Source organism: Lysinibacillus xylanilyticus, from assembly GCF_001183605.1.
GTDB lineage: Bacteria > Bacillota > Bacilli > Bacillales_A > Planococcaceae > Lysinibacillus > Lysinibacillus xylanilyticus.
Map to the genome: position 1 here is coordinate 969,783 of NZ_LFXJ01000010.1, position 21,402 is coordinate 991,184.

Annotated in this window: 20 protein-coding genes; 13 read left to right on the top strand and 7 right to left on the bottom strand. The window is 37.5% G+C overall.

The genetic code is table 11. The annotated features are described in order from the left end of the window. Positions 1-43: 43 nt before the first annotated feature. Both ACZ11_RS22055 and ACZ11_RS22060 read right to left on the bottom strand, forming a co-directional pair. Positions 44-1,120: an acyl-CoA dehydrogenase family protein gene (locus tag ACZ11_RS22055; RefSeq protein ID WP_049668670.1), complete on the bottom strand. Its 1,077-nt coding sequence runs from the start codon at positions 1,118-1,120 to the stop codon at positions 44-46. Further along, the gene (locus ACZ11_RS22060; RefSeq protein WP_049668671.1) at positions 1,117-2,271 is read right to left on the bottom strand and encodes an acyl-CoA dehydrogenase family protein; all 1,155 of its coding nucleotides are present in this window, start codon (positions 2,269-2,271) and stop codon (positions 1,117-1,119) included. The genes ACZ11_RS22055 and ACZ11_RS22060 overlap by 4 nt, the downstream gene beginning before the upstream one ends. 219 nt (positions 2,272-2,490) lie before the next feature. On the opposite strand from ACZ11_RS22060, the gene rpoN reads away from it, so the two are divergent. The 7 genes from rpoN (at position 2,491) to ACZ11_RS22095 (ending at position 11,545) form a co-directional block, all read left to right on the top strand. Next, positions 2,491-3,822 carry an RNA polymerase factor sigma-54 gene (rpoN, locus tag ACZ11_RS22065; protein WP_049668672.1) on the top strand — a complete coding sequence of 444 codons (1,332 nt, stop codon included), beginning with the start codon at positions 2,491-2,493 and terminating at the stop codon, positions 3,820-3,822. Positions 3,823-4,008: 186 nt separating this feature from the next. Beyond that, a complete protein-coding gene (locus ACZ11_RS26735) occupies positions 4,009-4,227 on the top strand; it encodes a hypothetical protein (protein ID WP_134008168.1) in 219 nt (72 codons plus the stop codon). Positions 4,228-4,339: 112 nt separating this feature from the next. Further along, positions 4,340-5,755, top strand: a complete 1,416-nt coding sequence (locus tag ACZ11_RS22075; RefSeq protein WP_049668674.1) for an amino acid permease — start codon at positions 4,340-4,342, stop codon at positions 5,753-5,755. A 164-nt stretch (positions 5,756-5,919) separates the two neighbouring features. After that, complete coding sequence (locus tag ACZ11_RS22080) at positions 5,920-7,566, top strand: sigma-54 interaction domain-containing protein (protein WP_049668675.1); 1,647 nt, start codon at positions 5,920-5,922, stop codon at positions 7,564-7,566. 413 nt (positions 7,567-7,979) lie between these two features. Further along, positions 7,980-9,308, top strand: coding sequence for an aminotransferase family protein (locus tag ACZ11_RS22085; protein WP_049668676.1), 1,329 nt, complete (start codon positions 7,980-7,982; stop codon positions 9,306-9,308). A gap of 37 nt (positions 9,309-9,345) precedes the next feature. Then, positions 9,346-10,737 carry an aldehyde dehydrogenase family protein gene (locus tag ACZ11_RS22090; RefSeq protein ID WP_049668677.1) on the top strand — a complete coding sequence of 464 codons (1,392 nt, stop codon included), beginning with the start codon at positions 9,346-9,348 and terminating at the stop codon, positions 10,735-10,737. Between the two features lie 358 nt (positions 10,738-11,095). Next, positions 11,096-11,545 carry a hypothetical protein gene (locus ACZ11_RS22095; RefSeq protein ID WP_049668678.1) on the top strand — a complete coding sequence of 150 codons (450 nt, stop codon included), beginning with the start codon at positions 11,096-11,098 and terminating at the stop codon, positions 11,543-11,545. Positions 11,546-11,628: 83 nt separating this feature from the next. On the opposite strand, the gene solA is transcribed toward ACZ11_RS22095, so the two are convergent. The 3 genes from solA to guaD form a co-directional block, all read right to left on the bottom strand. Next, entirely contained in the window at positions 11,629-12,753 is a 1,125-nt protein-coding gene (gene solA / locus ACZ11_RS22100) for an N-methyl-L-tryptophan oxidase (RefSeq protein WP_049668679.1), read from the bottom strand. Between the two features lie 130 nt (positions 12,754-12,883). Then, a complete protein-coding gene (locus tag ACZ11_RS22105; RefSeq protein ID WP_049668680.1) occupies positions 12,884-14,236 on the bottom strand; it encodes a uracil-xanthine permease family protein in 1,353 nt (450 codons plus the stop codon). Between the two features lie 40 nt (positions 14,237-14,276). Beyond that, positions 14,277-15,644 (bottom strand): guanine deaminase, encoded by a 1,368-nt coding sequence (guaD, locus tag ACZ11_RS22110; protein ID WP_049668681.1) that lies wholly within the window; start codon positions 15,642-15,644, stop codon positions 14,277-14,279. Between the two features lie 388 nt (positions 15,645-16,032). On the opposite strand from guaD, the gene ACZ11_RS26455 reads away from it, so the two are divergent. Both ACZ11_RS26455 and ACZ11_RS26460 read left to right on the top strand, forming a co-directional pair. Further along, positions 16,033-16,179 (top strand): hypothetical protein, encoded by a 147-nt coding sequence (locus ACZ11_RS26455; protein WP_161804486.1) that lies wholly within the window; start codon positions 16,033-16,035, stop codon positions 16,177-16,179. Further along, positions 16,167-16,328, top strand: coding sequence for a hypothetical protein (locus ACZ11_RS26460; protein WP_161804487.1), 162 nt, complete (start codon positions 16,167-16,169; stop codon positions 16,326-16,328). Before ACZ11_RS26455 ends, ACZ11_RS26460 begins: the two co-directional genes overlap by 13 nt. 87 nt (positions 16,329-16,415) lie before the next feature. Here ACZ11_RS26460 and ACZ11_RS22115 read toward each other — a convergent pair whose 3' ends face one another. Beyond that, positions 16,416-17,306, bottom strand: coding sequence for a LysR family transcriptional regulator (locus ACZ11_RS22115; RefSeq protein WP_049668682.1), 891 nt, complete (start codon positions 17,304-17,306; stop codon positions 16,416-16,418). Positions 17,307-17,424: 118 nt separating this feature from the next. Here ACZ11_RS22115 and ACZ11_RS22120 point away from each other — a divergent pair, with 118 nt between their 5' ends. From ACZ11_RS22120 to ACZ11_RS22130, 3 genes are all read left to right on the top strand, one after another. After that, positions 17,425-18,627, top strand: coding sequence for a YbfB/YjiJ family MFS transporter (locus ACZ11_RS22120; RefSeq protein WP_049668762.1), 1,203 nt, complete (start codon positions 17,425-17,427; stop codon positions 18,625-18,627). Between the two features lie 185 nt (positions 18,628-18,812). Then, positions 18,813-19,565, top strand: coding sequence for a class I SAM-dependent methyltransferase (locus tag ACZ11_RS22125; RefSeq protein WP_049668763.1), 753 nt, complete (start codon positions 18,813-18,815; stop codon positions 19,563-19,565). Positions 19,566-19,578: 13 nt separating this feature from the next. Further along, on the top strand, positions 19,579-20,100 hold the full coding sequence (locus ACZ11_RS22130; RefSeq protein ID WP_049668683.1) for a DUF6886 family protein: 522 nt from the start codon (positions 19,579-19,581) through the stop codon (positions 20,098-20,100). 50 nt (positions 20,101-20,150) lie between these two features. Here the strand turns inward: ACZ11_RS22130 and ACZ11_RS22135 are convergent, their stop codons facing one another. Beyond that, positions 20,151-20,630 (bottom strand): NUDIX hydrolase, encoded by a 480-nt coding sequence (locus ACZ11_RS22135; protein ID WP_049668684.1) that lies wholly within the window; start codon positions 20,628-20,630, stop codon positions 20,151-20,153. A 241-nt stretch (positions 20,631-20,871) separates the two neighbouring features. On the opposite strand from ACZ11_RS22135, the gene ACZ11_RS22140 reads away from it, so the two are divergent. Beyond that, positions 20,872-21,324, top strand: a complete 453-nt coding sequence (locus ACZ11_RS22140; RefSeq protein ID WP_049668685.1) for a DUF523 domain-containing protein — start codon at positions 20,872-20,874, stop codon at positions 21,322-21,324. Positions 21,325-21,402: the final 78 nt, after the last annotated feature.

The following is a 21,402-nucleotide window of genomic DNA, read 5'->3' on the forward strand; positions in this document are numbered from 1 at the left end:
CACTCCTTATCATTTCATTAGTGGTTTGTCACAAATTAATTAATTATCCTTCCACTTTGAGAAGTGGAGAGCTAGAGCTAAGTGAAGTTAAATATTCCCATAGACTATCTCCGCTATTTTCTAATAGTTGAGTTGCGACCAAATTAGTCCAATAAGAGGTGCTGGCACCTTCATCGCGCCACGACCAAAGTCTACGTGTAAATTGATGCAAACTATGCTCGTATGTTGTACCAATTGCAGCGTGTACTTGATGTGCAATTGTTGTCACTGCTTGAATAATTTCCTCGAAGCGAATGCAGGCGTATGCAACTTCACTATTTTGATTGTTCATCTGAAGGACTTCGGTTACATTATTAAATGCTGCAAGAGCGATCGCTGTTTCGCCTGCTAAATGTACAATATGCTGCTGGACGAGCTGGAAGCGATGAATCGGTCGCCCGAATTGCTCACGTTCTTTCGTATATTGAACAGTTAAATCATTTATTTTATCGACTGCACCAGTCATCAGTGCTAATTGAAAGGCAGAATTGAGTGTTGTTATAGCATGTATCTCGTCAGGAGATAAGGTAGCAGATACTTGTGAAACTGTAGCATCACGGAATATCACGGTATCACGTGGCTCGCCTGCTAAATTAGTACCTAGCTTCATTTCAGCGTGGCTTAAATCTATTTCTACAAGATGAGTACCCTCCGTGCTATAGGCAAGTGTCACTAGGTGTTTTGTATGACGTGCCCAAGGAATTTGAATCGCTTCTCCAGTTAATTTGCCATTCACTAACGCAAAGGCTTTGTTAGAGCAGAGCATATACGTCGCCAAATCCTCAATTATTTGTAAACTAGTAAACTCTAATAAATAATTTGCAAATGTTGTTTCTGCAAATGGAATCGGTGCAGCGTATTTCCCAGTTAAACGAACAATATTCAATAAATCCTCTATGTCGCCACCTGCACCGCCATTTTCTTCAGAAATGGCTACAGCTGTCATACCGCTTTCTTTAAACAGATCCCATAGTTCTGGTGCCCAATGACCTTGTTCCACTGTATCGACTAACTCTTTATCGACTTTTTCTTTTAACATGCGCTCTACAACATCAACGATCATATCTTTCATTTCACTCATTGAGCTACAACCCCTTTCGCTACAACGCCATACAGTACTTCTGAAGTACCTCCTCGAATAGTGAAACCCGGTGCATGCAAAATGGATTCAGCCATAAAGCGATCGATTTTACGATGCGCATCAAGTGTTGGATAAGTCTGTACGATTAAGCGTGTGATTTCAGGAATACTTTGCTCAAATTTCGTACCGAGTGCCTTCACAAGCGCTGCAGGAATAGATACGTCTTCACCATTACCAGATTCTAAAAGCTGAGCTACTCCAATTGACAAATTACGTAGGCCCCAAAGACGAGCTACTATTTTTGACACTTGCTGTAAACCCTCTAAATTGTTTTGGCGTTTTAACTCTTGAATGAGCTCATCGATTAATGGGAATGTACTCATTATTCGCTCTGGACCACTACGCTCAAAGGCAAGCTCTGCTAATCCTTGAGCCCAACCATTACCGATTTCTCCAACAACCATATTGTCAGGTACAAAAACATTATCAAAGAACACTTCGTTGTAATGATGCTCACCAGTTAAAAATTTGATCGGAACAACAGTTATACCTTCTGCATGTAAATCGACAATCAACTGACTGAGCCCTGCATGTTTACTTTTCCCATCAAAAGGACTTGTACGTACTAAAGTCACCATATAGTGGCAAAGATGTGCGTTACTCGTCCATATTTTTTGTCCGTTGACAATCCATCCTCCCTCTACTTTTTCAGCGCGTGTGCTAACCGAAGCTAAGTCAGAGCCACTATTTGGCTCACTTAAACCTATGCCGAAGTAGCATTCACCTTTCACAATTTTCGGTAAGAAATATTCACGCTGTTCTTCCGTTCCATACCGTAAAAGAAGTGGTCCTGTTTGGCGATCAGCAAACCAATGTGCTGCAACTGGAGCTCCAACGGCTAAAAATTCCTCCGTTAAAATGTATCGATCAATGGTACTCCTCTCTTGACCGCCATATTTTTTAGGCCAAGTTAAGCCAATCCAACCTTTTTGACCAATTAATTTAGAGAATTCAGGGTCATCTCCACTTAGCCAAGAGTCACATTTAGGCGTGAAAGTTCCTTTTGCTAATTCATCCTTTAGAAACGTTCGAACATCTAAGCGAAATTGCTCCTGCTCTTGTGTAAATTGCACAGTTGGTAAATGAAACATTTGATCACTCCTTATATTTTACCGTAATGTGGTAACTGTTATTGTATATGTGTATTTTATTATTGGTAATAACTGTAGTCAATTACTTTTTGGAATTATTAGAATTTTTCGTCGGTGGAGTGATGAAGTAAGTATTGAAAATAAAAAATCAGTGGAAAAATGGAAAAATACAGAATAAACATGTTACTATGTAGAAAATTCTGTAATGGAGGTGTGGGCATGCAATTAGCTATCAAAACTTCCCAAAAAATAATGCAAGTTTTATCACCACAATTAGTACAGCATTTAGAGATACTGCAATATTCAACAAATGAGTTAGAACAGTATATTTATGATAAGGCAACTGAAAATCCATTGTTAGTTGTCACGGATGCGACGGTAAAAATGCAATATGAGGAAATTATGCAATTAGCAAGCTATTCCGATAAGAGTTATTCCGCGCAAGCACCGCAAAATCATTCATTTAACCCCATTGAGATGAAGTTTGCTGTAAAAGAAAGCTATGAGCAGTATTTATTGGAACAAGTACCTATGCATAAAAATCTATCTTCTGTAGATTTAAAAATCTTAACGTTTTTAATTCAATCGTTAGATGAACGTCTATTTTTAGATGTTGATGTAGAAATTGTCGCAAATAAATGTAATACAAATGTTTTGCATGTGGAGGCACTATTGGACTTACTTCAAACTTTCGAGCCAGTAGGAGTAGGGGCGCGTAATTATAAGGAGTATTTACTTATTCAGGTAGACAGTGATGCGCTTGCACCGAAATTAGCCTCTCGATTTATCGAAGCGGATTTAGAGCTAGTAGCAGCGCAGGCTATTAAACAATTAAGTAAAAAGTATAAGTCGTCTCTAAATGGCGTGAAGAAAACTGTCGACTATATAAAAAGTTTAAAACCAGTGACTACAGGAGATAAATTCGAAGCGATCCCATATGTCATTCCAGAAGTCGAAGTAGAAAGATTAGGAGAGGAATGGCTGATTAAATTAAATCGTGGATATTTACCAAACGTCACTATCGATAAACAATATGTTGAAATGCTAAAGAATGATCCAAACTGTAAAACATATTTTAACGACACAATGAAAGATGCACTTTTATTATTACAAGGAATCGAACAGCGTGATAAAACACTGTACGAATTAGCTAGATTGCTAGTGGAATTGCAAGAAGATTTTTTCTATAAAGGCATTGAGGCATTAAAGCCTATGCGGTTAAAAGATGTAGCGGACATTTTAAGTCTACATGTATCAACGATTAGTCGAGCTGTTCGTGGAAAATATATCAAAACTGCCAATGGTGTATATGCTTTACAATCGTTATTTACAAAAGGAGTAATGAATATTTCTGGAAAAATGGATTCTATTACGTATATTAAAAAGCGGCTCAAACAGTTGATTGAGGCAGAGGATAAACAAAAGCCGTTAACTGATCAGCAGGTTACAAATACGTTAAGTGCTGAAGGTATCCAAATATCTAGACGGACAGTAGCGAAGTACAGAGAAGAGATGAATATTATGAGTTCATTTAATCGTGTATATGGATAGGATAGATGATGTAAATAAACTGTTAATGATGTATTTTTGCATCAAAATTTGAAAATTGCATATGAAAAGATTCATAGATTTTTGTAAAGGCTCTCACCATAACGTGAAGTTGATTTCCGTTCCGGCTGGGCGCTTTGTTGCTGTCGCTTCGCTTTCGCACAGAGCAAAGCTTCCTGGGGGCGTCCGATGAGCCGCTTCACTCGCGTTGCTCGCTCCAGGGTCTCGGGGCAACAGGATGTTGGTCACGAAGGCGTTATCACAGGACGTGATGGTTTTAGCCTTCGTTCCTCTATCGCTGATCCCCAAGGAGTCGCCAGCCTCCACTCCAATCAACTAAAATTACTACGTTTTATAAAATGTCATCAACAATTTTTGTTGAAAAATAACAACTTGATATTTTTTTGAATTTTTAATAATTAAGTAAGTTTGGCATCGTAATTGCTCATTAAACGGTAGACATTGATGTAGAGGAAAGGGGCTAGTAAATGTCTACATAAAACACAAAAGGGGTGGTTTAATGGGGGCTTTGCAAAAATCACTGAAAACACGTCATATTACAATGATTTCCATTGGAGGGGTTATTGGAACAGGACTCTTCGTCGGGACAGGAAAAAATATTTTAAGTACCGGTCCGGCAGCGGTGATTTCATATGCAATTGCATGCTTACTCATAGTTCTGATCATGCAAATGGTTGGGGAAATGGCATCTGGAGAAATAGTATTAGGAAAGAAATCTGGGGGTTCAGCAGAACTAGGTTCATTTGCTTCTTATGCAGGGAAGTATATCGGTCCATGGGCAGGTTTTACAGTTGGCTGGCTTTATTGGGCAAGCTGGGTATTTATTGTAGGGTTAGAAGCAGCGCTCATAGGGGGAATGCTGCATAATTGGTTCCCGATGATACCAACGTGGCTAGGAAGCGTAGGCATAACATTATTGATGACAATTGTTAATATTTATTCAGTAAAATCATTTGGTGAATTCGAATATTGGCTGTCCTTCGTTAAAGTTACAGCAATTATTGTATTTTTAGTTGTTGGTATAGCTATGATTTTAGGAATTTGGCCAAATTATGAACCAAAGGGGTTAGGGATATTAACGGGATTCGGTGGATTTGCACCAAATGGTATTGTACCAATTTTAACGTCAATTGTCTTTGTTATATTCTCCATTTGTGGTGCTGAGGTTGCAGCCATCGCGGCAGCAGAGTCTGAAAATCCAGCTAAAAATATTGTCCGCGCCATTCGCAACGTTGTTTTTCGATTAGGGTTATTTTTTGTAGGTTCAGTAGCTATTATGGTTTTAATTATCCCTTGGAATGATTCAAAAATGTTGTCAGCACCTTATGCAAATATTTTAACGATGGCAGGGCTTCCGATTGCTGCTCAACTTATTCAAATAGTCATTTTTATTTCACTAATCTCTGTGTTAAATTCTGCTCTTTATACAAGTTCACGTATGTTACTTGAAATGTCCCGTCAAGGTGATGCACCAAAAATATTCTCACAAATTAAAAATCGCCGAGGTGTACCCGTACCAGCAGTTATTGGTAGTACAGTAGTAGCGTATATTTGTGCGATGTTATACTTCATTTCACCTGAAGTGATATTCTACTTTTTAGGTAATTGCGTTGGAGGATTAATGATTGCAGTTTATATTTTCATTGCTATTTCGCAAATTCGTTTCCGGCGTTATTATGACAAAGTTTCAGATGAGCCATTATCGATTAGAATGTGGTTATTTCCATATTTGTCGTATGTCACAATTGGTATTTTAACAGTCGTTTATTTATGCCAAGCCCTCATCGAATCTTTACGTTCACAATTCTATTTAAGTACATTTGTATTAATTGGCTCAGTTGTGTTGTTCATGATTATGCGAAAGCTATCGACAAGACCAGCGGAGCAAATAGAGGAAAAGCTAGCGTCAGAATAGAATAATACTGAATACAAAAAAATTCGCAATATTTCTGCGAGATATCAAGCCATGAAAGAACTTAAAGGATACTTTAAACCTTTTTAGGCTTCCAGATGCCCCGTAGAAAGAGCGGATTTTTTTGTATGAAAAAGTTCTTTAAAGTTCAAGAGGGAGTGATCTAGATGTCGATAACTCAACTACATAAAGATGAGCATTTTTTTATTGTAAAAAATGATGAGGTAATGATTAAAAGTGATATCCAAATAGAGCTTCTTGAAAAAATAATTAAAAATTATAGTAAAGGAATAGAAACTTTTGAGGTAGAAGGCTATTTTATTCATGTATTAGATACTTCGCAGGGTAACTTATTTTATGTCAAACCAATTATGCAATATAGCTATATAGACTTTATGAACCCATTATCAATTAAAGTGTTAAACTCCATATCCGATGGTGTTACAGTATGTGATTGCGATGGCAAAATTTTATTTCAAAATGATATTGATATTGAAATTGTTGGAATTGATTTAATGGGGAAATATGCAAAAGACGCAATCGCTGAAGGAATAATGAGTGATTCTATTTCGATGAAAGTAATTGATTCAAAAGAAAAAGTAACTATTTTACAAACGTTCATTAATGGCAAATGCTTTTTAGTTTCAGGTAAGCCAATATTTGATGAATACGGTGAATTACAATATGTAGTTGCTATTACTCGTGATATGACACAATTAAAACTGTTAGAGAAAGAAGTAAAAAAATTAGAAGTTCAAAACGAGAATTTTAAAAATAGACTACATGCCATACATAATAAAGAAAACACAAAAAGTAGTTTAATAGCTGTATCTTCAGCAATGATGCAGGTTGTAGAGCGTGTTATGAGAGTTGCAGTGGTAGATTCAACTGTATTAATCGGTGGTGAATCGGGCGTAGGTAAAGAGGAAATTACAAAGCTTATTCATGCAAATAGCCGACGTCACAATAAGCGAATTTTAACGATTAACTGTAGTGCAATCCCTGAGAATTTATTGGAATCTGAACTTTTCGGCTATGAGGCAGGAGCCTTTACTGGAGCGTCAAGAGGTGGTAAGGCTGGGTTATTTGAAATTGCGTCAGGAGGTACAGTGTTTTTAGATGAAATTGGGGAGATGCCCTTACTACTACAGGCGAAATTATTGCGTGTTCTCCAAGAATCAGAGGTTCAGCGTCTAGGTAGTGGAAAACCTATCCCTATCGATGTTCGAATAATCGCTGCGACAAACAGAAATTTAGCAGAGATGGTGAGGCAAGGTAATTTCCGTGAGGATTTATATTATCGGTTAAATATTATTCCGATTGAAATTCCTCCTTTAAGACATCGTCGCCAAGATATCATCCCACTAATCAATCACTTTTTAGCTGTTGTTGAAGAAAAATATAGTATCCATCGGACAATTGAGTCATCTGCAATGAAAATATTAGAATCATATGATTGGCCAGGCAATGTCCGTCAACTTAAAAATATGGTGGAGCGTATTTGCTTACTAGCAACGCAGCCAGAAATAACAGCATATATTGTGCAACAAGAGTTAGATAGTAACCCAATTATTACACGTGATCTAGAAGATCCTGTAGAAATACAAAGAATCCAGGAACCAGTTGTAGCCCCAAAGTTTAGTGGAACTTTAAAGGAGAGAGTGGCCTCGTTCGAAAAGCAAATTATTAAAGAAACTTTATCTAAATATCCAAGTATTAGGCAGGCTGCCAAATCACTTGGTTGTGATCAGTCGACATTAGTACGTAAAATACAAAAGTTCCAATTAACGAAGCAAATTTCATATAAGGACTAGTGATGTATTTTTGCATCAAAACTTTATTTATGCAAAATAAGTTGTAATATCGCAATACTTACTAATTAACACAAAGAAAATGATGAAATGCATCATTATTATTGTTAATTGATTTTGAAGAAAAGGGGCATTTTCAAACAAGAAAGTGTCTCTTTTTCTTTTTGTAGCAGTTTTGTGAAGCAACAATTATGCTTTGAAAAGTTATGGATGAAAATTGTTAAACGTAGGCCCTAAATATGAGTTGAGTGGAGATCGGACGCTCCCAGGAAAGTGCCCAGCCGGAACGGAAATCAACTACACGTTATGAAAATGTAGCAATATTTTTTCGTTAAAATAATTTTTTTCATCAGTTGGCATGAGAATTGCTACTAAAAGAATGTATGAAATTTATAAACGAAAAGAGGTTGGCATTTATGACAATTCAACTAAAAGAGGAGCTAAAAACGTTAGATCAAAAACATTTTCTACACCCGACAACGTCAATTGAACAACAGCAAACACAAGGTCCAGCAGCCATTTTTACAGAGGGCAATGGCATTTATTTAAAAGATATAGAAGGAAATATCTACATTGATGGGATGTCTTCTTTATGGAATGTAAATATAGGGCATGGTCGTAAAGAAATTGCTGAAGTAGCGAAGGAGCAAATATCTACATTAGCATTTAGTTCCTGCTTTACATCGTTTAGCAATGAACCAGCTATTCGTTTAGCGACGAAAATTGCATCTTTAACTCCGGGAGACTTAAATACTGTATTTTTCACTTCAGGAGGCTCAGAGTCGAACGATACAGCGATTAAATTAGCACGACATTACTGGTTACTAAAAGGACAGCCAGAGCGCCAAAAGATCATTTCACGTACCCATTCATACCATGGTGTAGCTATGGGTGCTACAAGTGCGACAGGCTTACAAGCGTTTCGTGACTTTACTAATTCACACGCTCCTGATTTCCACTATGTATACAGCGAATCCGTACGGAATTTACGTGAAACTATTGAAGCGTTAGGCCCTGAGACTGTAGCTGCATTTATTTCTGAGCCTGTGCAAGGTGCAGGTGGGGTTAATATTCCACAAAAAGATTACTTTAAAGAAGTACGAAAAATTTGTGATGAGTACGGTATTTTATTCATTGCAGATGAAGTCATTACCGGGTTTGGTCGTACAGGTAAAATTTTTGGTATGGAACATTATGGCGTAGTGCCAGATATGATGTCATTCGCTAAAGGAGTATCGAGTGGCTATGTTCAGCTTGGTGGTGTGGCGATATCCGAAAAGCTTCATCAAGATTATTGCGAACTTTCTAAAGGAACATTAATGCACGGATATACTTACAGCGGTCATGCGCTCGCATGTCAGGTTGGGTTGAAGAATATTGAAATCCTTGAGCGTGAAAATCTCGTTGAAAATGCTGCTAAGATGGGGGATGCCATGTTAGAAGGCTTCCGAGCACTGCAAGAAAAATATAGCTTTATCGGACGCGTACGTACTATAGGATTACTTGGAGCCATTGAATTAGTAAAGAGCCGTGAGACGGGTGAATTGTTTGAGTCTCCTCTTAGTCCAATTTTTGTACAAGAAACGATGAAACGAGGATTGATTTTACGAACAGTTACGTATGATCAAGATACAGTTGTTTTTTCTCCGCCTCTCATTCTATCAAAAGTAGAGCTAGATGAAATGTTACGTATTTTAGACGAGACATTTGAGCATATACGTAAAACAATTGTTGAAAAAGAGTAAGGTCAACGCAAACGATTATTAATGAAGGAGGGGTTATATGACAACAATCGTTAGAGAAATACGAGAACAATTTAATCCAGCAAAGCCATCTCAATGTATTGGTCAAGTTGAGCTTTTAACAATAGATGAAACGAAAGACGTTATCGTTGCAGCTCAGGAAGCATTTGAAGGGTGGAAAAATACATCATCTGTTGCGCGTGGAGAAATATTACGCGTGACAGCAGATTTGCTTGAGAAAAATATTGATAAAGTAGCTGAGATAGCTTCGAGTGAAATGGGTAAAACGAAAAATGAAATGCTTGGTGAAGTTAAACGTGGCGCTTCCATTTTACGTTATTTTGCACAAGAAGGGATGCGGGCAACAGGTGAAGTGTTACCTTCTGCCAATGAAGCGAAAGTATTGTACACAATGAGAGTGCCACTTGGTGTCGTTGCTGTCATAACTCCTTGGAATTTCCCTGTCGCTATTCCTCTATGGAAAATTGCGCCTGCATTAGTGTATGGCAATACTGTTGTCTGGAAGCCGTCTATTGAAACAGCTATAACGGGAAAATTAATAGGGGGATTATTTCAACAGGCAGGCTTACCAGAAAACGTGTTAAATGTTGTGCAAGGTCGTGGTTCAAAGGTGGGTCAGGTTTTATTGGAGGCACCTGAAGTAAAGGCGATTACATTTACAGGTTCAAATAATGTAGGACAAAGCATTTTAGATACTGCTGGATCAACTAATAAAAAAATTCAGCTCGAACTTGGAGGCAAAAATGCAGCTATCATTTTAGCCGATGCCAATATCAATCAAGCAGCAAAATTAACAATTGAAGGTGCTATGAAGCAGACAGGACAGCGTTGTACAGCAACTAGTCGAGTTTACATCGAGGAAGCGGTTTATGAAAAGGTATTAGAGCAGTTAATTGCAGAAGCTAAAAAAATTGAAGTTGGTATCACGATGGGACCTGTTTCCTCCAAGGGACAGTATGATTCTATTTTAGCTGCTATTGAAAACGCAAAACTAGATGGAGCTGAACTTATGTTTGGTGGTGGTGCAACTCAAGGGATGCAAGAGGGATATTATATCGATCCAACCATTTTTACGAATGTAACACATGACATGGCGATTGCACGTGAAGAGATTTTTGGACCAGTTTTAGCCGTCATAAAGGTAAAGGATTATGAAGAAGCGGTCCGATTATCGAATGACTCTGAGTTTGGATTGAGTGCTTCTATTTATACAAATAACATTCCGAAAGCATTTGATTTTATTAACCGTAGTGAAGTTGGACTTGTACAGGTTAACGATGAAACGGGTGGAGCGGAGCCTCAAGCACCGTTTGGAGGAATGAAAAACTCAAGTACCGGTGCCCGTGAGCAGGGGCAGGCAGCAAAAGAGTTTTTTACAACATTCAAGACGATTACGATTGGCACTAAATAGCGATTCCTACTTTAAAACTGAAGACATTGATTATTACGTTTTCTGGGATAGATAGTTTCTTATCAAACTATGTAGAATCCCTCAAGAGTAGGGGAGATGAAATAGCCAGAACCTAAACCCTCTTGGGGAAACAACTTGAAGAGTATGCTAACTACTGCCAAACCAAATATAATCAGCAAGCATATCTTATATAGTGTAAATCTAAGCTTTCGGCATGAATAACGAATAAGGGTTGATTTATAACATCTTTAGTGTAAAATTACACTAAAGATGTTATTTTAGTTGTGAGAACAAATTTTTAAGGACATCGATAAAACAGTATTACTTGATCGAGTTATGCTTTTTGGGAGGGAATGAAATGATATTTTTACGTTCTTTGCATGTCAAAATTATGATGGCATGTATTGTTGCGTTAATAGTAGCGGTAATTGGTATCAATCTATTTGATCTTTATCAACTGGGGATACTTGGTATACTTGCTATTATAGTATTTCCAATTACGGTGATTTTTGCTGGAAGACGCTTTGCTCCAGCGCCATTTAATAATTTCACTACGTGGATTGTTATCATTATGATTGGTATTTGCATCTTACATTGGATAGGTCAAGATGATAATGGACTATTGATGACGCTTTTCACATTAGACTATGTATTTATGTGGCTGCTCTATCATGACACAGTACGAGAGTATATGGTTTCTAATGATTTTACGTTCTTTAGCTATATCGTTCGCATTGTGCTTGGGTTTTTATACGGTGTTTTGTTGGATGTATTCTTCTATTTCTTAAAAAAGATAATGAAACGATAAGTTTACTTAAACAGCAGAAGACTGCCTTTATAGCAGTCTTGTAAACCCGACACATTAGTAGGTGCATTTGGAGAAGCAAAGTATCAGTGAGTTTTAAATCTACTAAGCTTAAAGAGTGATAAATCCTGCTTACTTTTTCCGTTTAGCGTTAAATCCGCTAGAACTTCACCAACAGCACTACTAAATTTAAAGCCATGACCTGAAAAACCAGCTGCAATAACAATATTTTGATGCTCAGGTAAAAAGTCAATAATGAAATCTTCATCTGGAGTCATCGAATATTTACATGGTTTTCCGAATTTCAATGCACCGTGTTGAGGCATAAAACGATTGATGAAGTTTTGTAAATCTATTGCATCCTGTTCGTCGAATGGGCGTAGCGGATCGTTTGGGTTGACACCATCACCGCCATCATGTCTGCCAAGTTTTAGGCCAGCTCCATCAATACTTGGAAAACCATAGTATGCAGAATCGGCAAATTCAAAACAATAGGCCGGGAAAATATTTTCATGATAAAGTTGCTCATCAGCTTCAAACCATGCAAAGGTTTTTCTCGTTGGTGTAACGGGGATGGTGATGTCCACTGTTTGTAGTAACTCAGTTGCCCAAGCACCAGCTGTCACAACTAAATGTTTAGCTTCATATATATTATTTGCTGTTTGGACACTGACTATTTCTCCCGCTTTGATGTTCTGTACTTTTTCATTTGTATGTAAGGTTGCCCCTGCTTCAAGAGCTAATTTTTTATAAGCGCGAATGCATGCTTCTACGCGAAGGACACCAGCAGTAGGCTCAAAGCAAGCAACAAAGTTTTCAGGTAAGGATAATCCAGGCCATTTCTCCATTGCTTCAGCCGCAGAATACTGCTCTATCGCTAAATCATAGAGCCTAGAACTTATTTTCACATTTTGAATGAATGAGTGGGTCTCTTCACCGACATTTAATACCCCTGTTTGTAAAAATAAAGCTTCATAGGTTAACGCTTCAAGCTCTTTCCATAATTCACCTGCTCTTTTGACAAAAGGTACATAGCTAGCTCCTTCACCATACGCAAAGCGAATAATTCTTGTTTCCCCATGATGACTACCTTCTTCGTGAGGGGGATTAAATGCATCAAGCATCAAGACATTTTTTCCTGCCTTTGCTAAATTATATCCCGTTGCCATCCCCATCGATCCTGCACCAATTACAATCACATCGTAAATCATTTTAATCCCTACTTTTTTGCTCTAGTATAACAAAATAAAAGAAAAACGGACAGAAATTTCTGAAAAATATTTCGAGTAAGAAAAATGCACAATCTCTTAGGAATAGGAGATTGCGCATGGACTTTAAAAGTTATTTCGTACTAGGTAATACTTTATTTAACAATATGGCCACTATAGCAGCTGTTGCTATTGGAGAGCCGAATAAGTATTGAACTGTTGTTGGTAATGAGTATAAGAAATCTTTAGGAAGTAATGTTAGGGCTAATGTTAAAATCACTGGTACAGCGATTACATACATTTCCTTTTCACCGATGCTTTCATTTTTCATTACTTGTAAACCACTGATTGCAATAATGCCACAAACGATGACGAATACACCACCGATAACCGCTGAAGGGATGGCAGAAATAAGAGCAGCTAGTTTACCAGAGAAGCCGAATAAAATAAACCAAAAACCTGCAGCAATAAAAACACGACGACTTGCAATACCTGTGATCGATATCACACCTGCATTTGTAGAATAGCCAGTGACAGGAGTTGAACCTAGTAATGATGCGATGAAGCAACCAATTCCTTCGCCGATCACCCCGCGATTAATTTGTTTATCAGTTAATGGTTTATCGATGACATTACTCACTGCAAACCATGTACCTGTTGTTTCTGCCATTAAGACGATATAAATAATCACCATTGTAATGATAGCTGAAAAATTAAACGTGAAGCTGAAATCTGCAAATGGAATTTGAGGCATACTAAACCATTTTGCTTGTGACACTGCTGATAAATTTAAAACACCCATAATATTTGCGGCAATACAACCTACGATTAAAGCGATGATTACTGAAGCTATACGAAATACGCGGCCTTTTTTATTGAAGACAGAGCCTAGCATAACGCAAAGGATTAGAACGATAGCTGAAGTTAAAGCTAAATAGATGTTTTGGTTAATAGATGCACCTGCCGCATTAAAAATGTTATCACTCAAACCTACAGGCATTAATGAAAGACCGACTACAAAGATAATTGTCCCTCCGACAATTGGCGGAATGAAAATTTTCACGATTTTATTGAATATACCTGTAAAACCTAAAATAATAACTAAGATGGCGCCGACTAAACTTGCTCCTAGCACAGTACTCCAACCAAGATCTCCACTACCACTTGCTGCATAAATACCTACGATGGCCCCGATTGGAACATATGAAGGACCTTGAGCTATCGGTAACTTCATACAAAAGTGAGTTTGAATAATCGTTGCAATCCCGACCGCAATGAAAGTCGATTGAATCAATGCACTTGATTGACCAGATTGTAAACCGATTAGCATGGCAATTAAGAAAGGCACTACGTAGACATCCATTGCCATTACGTGCTGTAAACCAAGTAGGGCGGATTGGCCGAATGACACCTTCTCATCTGGTAAAACTGTTAACTGCTGAGTTTTCATTTTATCGTTAGCTAATTTGTTATGTTGCGTTTCCACTAAGATGTACACCTCAAAATTGTAAATTTAGAATTTTTATTTATGCTCTAGCGTGAACCTTATTTCCTTGTACCCAAACTTCACGAATATTTTCAGGGCGCACAAGATACATAATTTTTTGGAAGATATCCTGTAAATCTTCCTTGCTACCAAAAATAGGAAGTTTAGCAGAAGGTATGTTAGTATCGATGATTTGTACATCCCACGTGTAGTTTTCTTGTAATCGACCAATGGGTAGGCTTAAGCTTTCTCCGCCACCTGCTGTTGCTAAATAAAATGCTTCATTAATCGTAATACGTGAATTTTGGACACCACGTTTTTCAGCAGAAAGTGATGTATCGACACCGTCTTCAAGCATTCTAGATGACATGACTGCTTGTCTAGCATTATCGAATAGGCTAGGCGAGAAACCGCCAGAAATATCTGACCCTAATCCGATATCAACGCCTTTTGCATGGAAGCGGGCGATTGGAATGACGCTATTTGCAAAATAAGCATTAGAAATTGGACAATGACCAATCGCTGTGCCTGTTTCAGCAAATAACTGTGCATCATCATCATTTAAGAAATTGCAATGTGCCATTACAGATTTATCGCCTAATAGACCAAAATCATGTAAGGCGAAGGCATCATTTTTCTTAAAGCGTTCTTTTACGTAGCCATGCTCCCAATCGCTTTCACTACAATGTGACTGGATATGTGTATCGTATTTAGCTGCTAATTCTCCCAAACCTTTTAGAGCATCGTCTGTACAGCTTGGTATAAAGCGTGGTGTTACAACTGGATAAACTCCTTGCTTCGTTGATTTGGCTAATTCCTTAACAGCTAATATAAATTCTTCTGTATCTTTTAGTGCAGTTTGAGTATTTGCATCTCGATAATAGTCTGGATTTTGTTCAGGATCATCCATCACAACTTTCCCAACTAAACCTCGTTGCCCTTTTTCAGCACAAATTTTCGCTAATAGCAGGCTTGCTTCTTTATGGACAGTTGCAAAATAGAGCGATGTAGTCGTTCCATTTGCAAGAAGATTACTTACCAAATCTTCATAGACCTCTTGTGCAAACTCTAAATCGGAGAATTTGGATTCGATAGGGAAGGTGTATGTGTTCAGCCAGTCATAAAGTGGAATATCTAATGCAGTTCCAGTTTGTGCCCATTGCGGTGCATGTACATGCAAATCAATAAAGCCAGGGAAGAAATATTGTCCATTGGCTAATTGATGAAAATTCTCTTTGTTTTGATATGTAGTTAGTAGATTTTGATATTCTGCATGCTCAGGAGCTACTGTTTTCGCAATCATCCCGTCAGCATTAATGAAGAATAAATAATCCTTTAAAATTTGTACTTCAGTAGAAGACTTACTTGAAAAAGCTGTTCCTTTGAAAATTAACGTATATTCAGTCATGAAAACCACCTTAATGTTCGTGTATTAATGAATGTATGGATTATTATAGGTCATTAAAACTGTTTCGTCTATATAAAAAACGAATATTAATGGAATTAAAGTAGACTTTTTGAGTAGACTTCACTATTTTTTTACAGATTTTACAGGCGTTAAGATGAATTATTGCTAGATATTTGTAAAACGTATGTCATGCAGTTGATTGGAGTGGAGGCTGGGCGACTCCTTGGGGATAAGCAATAGAGGAACGAAGGCTAAAACCATCACGTCCTGTGATAACGCCGTCGTGACCAACAGCGTGCTGCTGACGCTGCGTTAGCCCTACGCTTTCGCGCAAGAAACATCTGTTGGCCCAAGCGGCTCATCGGACGCCCCCAGGAAGCTTTGCGCTGTGCGAAAGCGAAGCGACAGCAACAAATGCTTTAACTGCGCGAAAGCGAAGCGTCAGCAACAAATGTTTTCTGTAGCGCAAGCAAAGCGACAGCAACAAATGATTTCTGTGCGACAGCGAAGCGTCAGCAACAAATGTTTTCTGTAGCGAAAGCAAAGCGACAGCAACAAATGTTTTCTGTGCGACAGCGAAGCGTCAGCAACAAATGTTTTCTGTGCGAAAGCGAAGCGTCAGCAACAAAGCGCCCAGCCGGAACGGAAATCAACCACACGTTATGGTATTTAGCCATGATATAGTTATTACAAATTTTATAAATAAAAAAACTACACATCAATTCGTTATTGTACAAATTTTGTGTAGTTCAAACTTTTGAAAATTAATGGTTATGAAATTGAGTCATTAATGATGTTAATAAAAGTATTAAATGTCGAAGATGTATTTTGTTCATTTTTTCGTGTGCAAAGATAAATAGGTCGCTGGATATCGATGTCTTTTATAAAAACTCGCGCTACTTGCTGTCGTTGAATAAAGCTAGAAGCTGCGATGGATGGAGCTAACATCGTGCCATATCCAGCCGCAATAGCGTGAATGGATTCATTGATGCCGTCCAGTTGTAGCCCTACTTTTGGTGGCGGGATCTTATGAACCTTACATAAAGCGTTTAAATATTCTTTCGTAGAGCTACCATCTTCTCGTGAAACGAATGGCTGCTGCATTAATTCGGCTAATGTCACTTTCTGCTCTGCCAGTGGATGACCAAATGGGACGATAAACCAATAATCGAGATTCATGAGAAATTGATAATTTATATCTGGATGATGACCATCCTCTTTTACGATAAAAGCCATATCAGCCTTATAGTGTAGTAACTCTTCAATAACCTGCTGGGAATTAGCGGTTTTTATATGGATATTAGTTGTCGGAAAGGCTTGTTTATACTTTGCGAGCCATTTTGGTAATAAAAAATGCGATGGGACATGGGTAGAAGCAATTTGTAATTCTTCATTACCTGTATTTTTTAATTGCTCTAGTTTGTTTTCAATATCCAACTCCAAATCAAATAAGCGCTGAGCCTGTTTAAATAAAAATTCCCCATTTTGTGTTAAAGTAATTCCTCGACCTTTTGATTCTAAAAGAGTTAAGCCTACTTCTTTTTCCAAATTTCTAATTTGAATGGTAACGGCAGGTTGACTAATCATTAGAGCTTGCGCTGCCTTAGAAACACTATTGAGCTCAGCTACTTTTGTGAATAATCTAAGAGCATGTAAATTCATTATGTATCCCACCTCTTATAAAAATTTTTTATCCTTTTATATAAATTATATATTAGATTTATTAATTTTCACTCTGTATCCTTTTAATTACAAAAGGTTTTTAGGGGGTGGGGACATGATGAATCGACAGCACATCGGAATTTTATTTGGTGGAGTGCTATTACTTGTAGTGGCAATGGGGATTAGCCGGTTTGCATTCACACCAATTTTGCCATTTATGCGTCATGATGTCGGGTTTTCGTTTGAAGTTGCAGGGTTTTTAGCATCAAGTAATTATATTGGCTATTTCATTGGCGCTTTGTGGGCAGGATTTATCAATCGCCAAAAGAAGAACTTTTTATTGTTAAGTGTTGTTTTGAATGTCCTTTCTGTTGTTCTTATGGGAATCATTGAAATATATAGTGTTTGGCTTGTGCTTCGTCTGATTGCGGGCATTACAGGGGGACTTATTTTTGTATTAACATGTAGTATTATTATGGATTATTTAGCAAAGCATTCACTTACACGATGGTCAGGCTATTTATTTGGTGGTATCGGATTAGGAATTGCTATCTCAGGTTTATTTGTACCTGCTTTTGAAGCGCGTTTTGCTTGGCAAGGTACATGGATCGGTTTAGGGGTTTTATCTGCTGTGTTTTTAGTGATGACATTTATACTTTGGAGAGATTTGGATGTACAGGATAGTGTGAAAACTGCTAAATCCTCTGATGCAAAAATGACAACGGGCTTTATGCCATGGCTAATTGTCGCATATGGTTTTGAGGGATTAGGCTATATTATTACAGGCACTTTTTTAGTCGATATCATTCATAATATTCCTTCACTACAAGCATACTCATCGTATAGCTGGGTTATTGTTGGGGTAGCGGCTATCCCATCAGCACCTGTTTGGACTGTATTGTTAGAAAAATTCTCTGCCATCAAAATTTTGTTTGTCGCGTATGTATTGCAAGTATTAGGTATCTTATTACCAGTCTATTCACAAACAGTATGGAGCGTATTATTATCGTCATTTTTATTTGGCTTAACATTTGTAGGAATTGTAACGTTAACAACCTCCTATGCACGTCAGCTATTCCCAACACAAAGCGGTCCAGTCGTATCATTGTTAACAACATTTTATGCCTTTGGACAAATTATCGGGCCAATTATCGCGGGTCAGCTTGTGGCGGTTTATAGTAGCTATAAGGCAGCGCTTGTATTTGCAGGAGTCATTGTATTTTTTGCGTTGATTGTCATGTTATGTGGAAGATGGATCACTGTTAAACGACAGGCTCCTTTAGACAATGCTTTACCTATTAAAACTCAATCCAGTCCTTAAACTAGAAAAGCCAGAAATCCGTTTGGGGATTTCTGGCTTGTGTTTTTACTTAAAGATGCCGTGCCTCAATCTAAATGATATAAAAAAATAAAATATAAGTCTATATCTTTTTTTTCGTTTATGGAAAAATATGAATGTGCACAAAGGACGTAACGTTACGATTCTATACAGAAATGAGTGATAGTATGGAGAGAACAATAACGACAGAAGAGGCAATTAAACGCTGGGATCAACACGCAGAAAGCTTTACTGCAGATTATGATGAACATGGTGGCATACACCGTGAAGTATTATTAAATCCAGCCATTTTTTCATTATTAGAAGAGGTGAAAGGAAAAAGGCTACTAGACGCAGGGTGCGGAGAAGGCTATTTAAGTAGAATACTTGCTCAAAAAGGGGCTATTGTTACAGCAGTTGATTATTCAGAAAAGATGCTAGAAATTGCTAGAGAAAGAACACATGAGGAAGTTCCTATACAATATAAACATGGAAATTGCGAAAAACTAGATTTTTTAGTAGATGAACAGTTCGATGGTATTGTTTCCAATATGGTCCTTCAAGATTTAGAAGATTATAAGGCGGCTTTGAGTGAAATGTATCGTCTTTTAAAACCTAATAGTACATTCATCTTTTCAATTCTTCACCCTTGCTTTGTTACACCTAATAGTGGATGGCTAAGAAATGAACAACTAGACCAACAGTATTGGAAGGTGCAACGTTATTTTTATGAAGGGGTATATGAACAGCTAGATTCTGATGAAAAAATCGTGCTTTACCATCGAACATTAACGAGCTATATGAAAGCAATTATTCAAGTAGGATTTTCTATAGAGGACGTTATCGAACCGATGCCTTCAAAAGAGATGCTGACAAAGTATCCTCGATTCGAGGAAGATTTGCATTGTGCAGATTTCATAGTCTTCAAATTAAGAAAATAAGGAGGGGAAACATGTGCGCATATATCATGTCAGTGAGGAAAGTGATATTACAGTTTTTCATCCACGATTACCGGATCGACTAGATTTAGATCCAGAAAAAGGTCTAGTATGGGCAATCAACGAAAAATGCTTGCCTAATTTCTTAACACCAAGAAATTGTCCACGAGTTTGCTACCATATTGGTGTCGATACAACCGAACAGGATAAACAAGACTATATAACATCAGCATCATGTGAACATGCCGTCGTAATTGAAAGCAAGTGGTTTGAGACGATGAAAAATACGAAACTCTACTTATATGAGTTTGATATCCAAGGGTTTACACTACAGGATCAAAATGCTGGTTATTATACAAGTGAAACAACGCAATATCCTATTGCTAAATTTGAAATAGCAAATTTATATGAGGAACTGTTTAAACGTAATGTTGAATTACGGGTAGTCGATAGCCTGTGGAACATCTATGATGAAATTCAAAAAACAACATTGAATTGGTCGATGTGCAGAATGCGATTTGCGCAACCAAGAAAATAATTAGCCAAGCCCCGTAAACGATAATGTTACGTTTACGGGGCTTGTAATATTTAGACAGTAAGTACTAATGGGGTACTCTTAACATCAATTAATTTATTATCTTTATATGTAAATATGTATTCATAGTTGGCTGTTTCATCCAGCATTTTCGGTAAATAATATTTTAAATCTGCTATACCTACATTTTTAGGATGGAAAATCCATGATAGATCTTTCCAATCTAAAATGCCTTCTGCAACTTTAATCGGAGTCACATAATGATAGGATTCTGGTAATTCAGCAATAAAAGCATACATACAGCCAAAGTCGGTCGATCCATCGGTCCATGTTATTTTCCCTTTGTATGTAATATCCTGCAGTACAATGCCCGTTTCTTCTTTAATTTCTCTTAATGCTCCAACCAGTGGAGTTTCATCTTTCTCAATCTTTCCTCCTACACCATTCCAAGCTCCCATCCATTCTGGGAAATCCCTATTTAGCAATAATATTTGGTCACCCTTCTTAAGAAAACAAATTGTAAATTCAACCAAGTCTTGTCGCTCCTTTTAAATGATAAAACGAATTCAAATATAGATAATAAAATAGTAGCACAAATCAGTGAAATGGTTGTCCTACAAATAATAAAAAAGGGTGTATAAATCAATATTACTCATTAAAAAGAGAATAGAGTAGGTCATGGAAGTAATTTAAGTCATAGTAAGGGCTGTTGACGGAATTTTCAAATGAGCTATAGTTGTGATTATACGAAATGGATAAAAATGAGGTGCGCATATGATTTTAATAAGTTCTTGCTTAGCAGGATTAAAGGTACGTTATAACGGAACAGATAGTTTAGATGAAAGAATTCAACGGCTTGTGTTAGAGAATAAAGCGGTAACTGTATGCCCTGAACTTATGGGAGGCTTTTCGACGCCTCGTGAGCCCGCTGAAATTGTTGGAGGAGATGGTGAAGACGTTCTTGCTGGAAAAGCAAGAGTGGTTGAAAAATCTGGCCGTGATGTCACGGAGCTTTATATTAAAGGCGCATATGCAACATTACAGAAAGCACTCGAACTAGGCGCGACTAAAGTTATTTTAAAAGAGTATAGTCCATCTTGCGGCAGTGCAGTGATTTACAATGGGGATTTCAATGGTACAAAATTAGTGGGCGTGGGCGTAACTACAGCATTACTAAGAAGAAATAATATTGGTGTTTGTTCTGAAGAAGATTTTATGGATTTATAAATGCAAATTTGATAGGGAAATATGTGCTTGCCTTAGAATATTATATTGAATAATATTAACTATATTTATATGGGATTG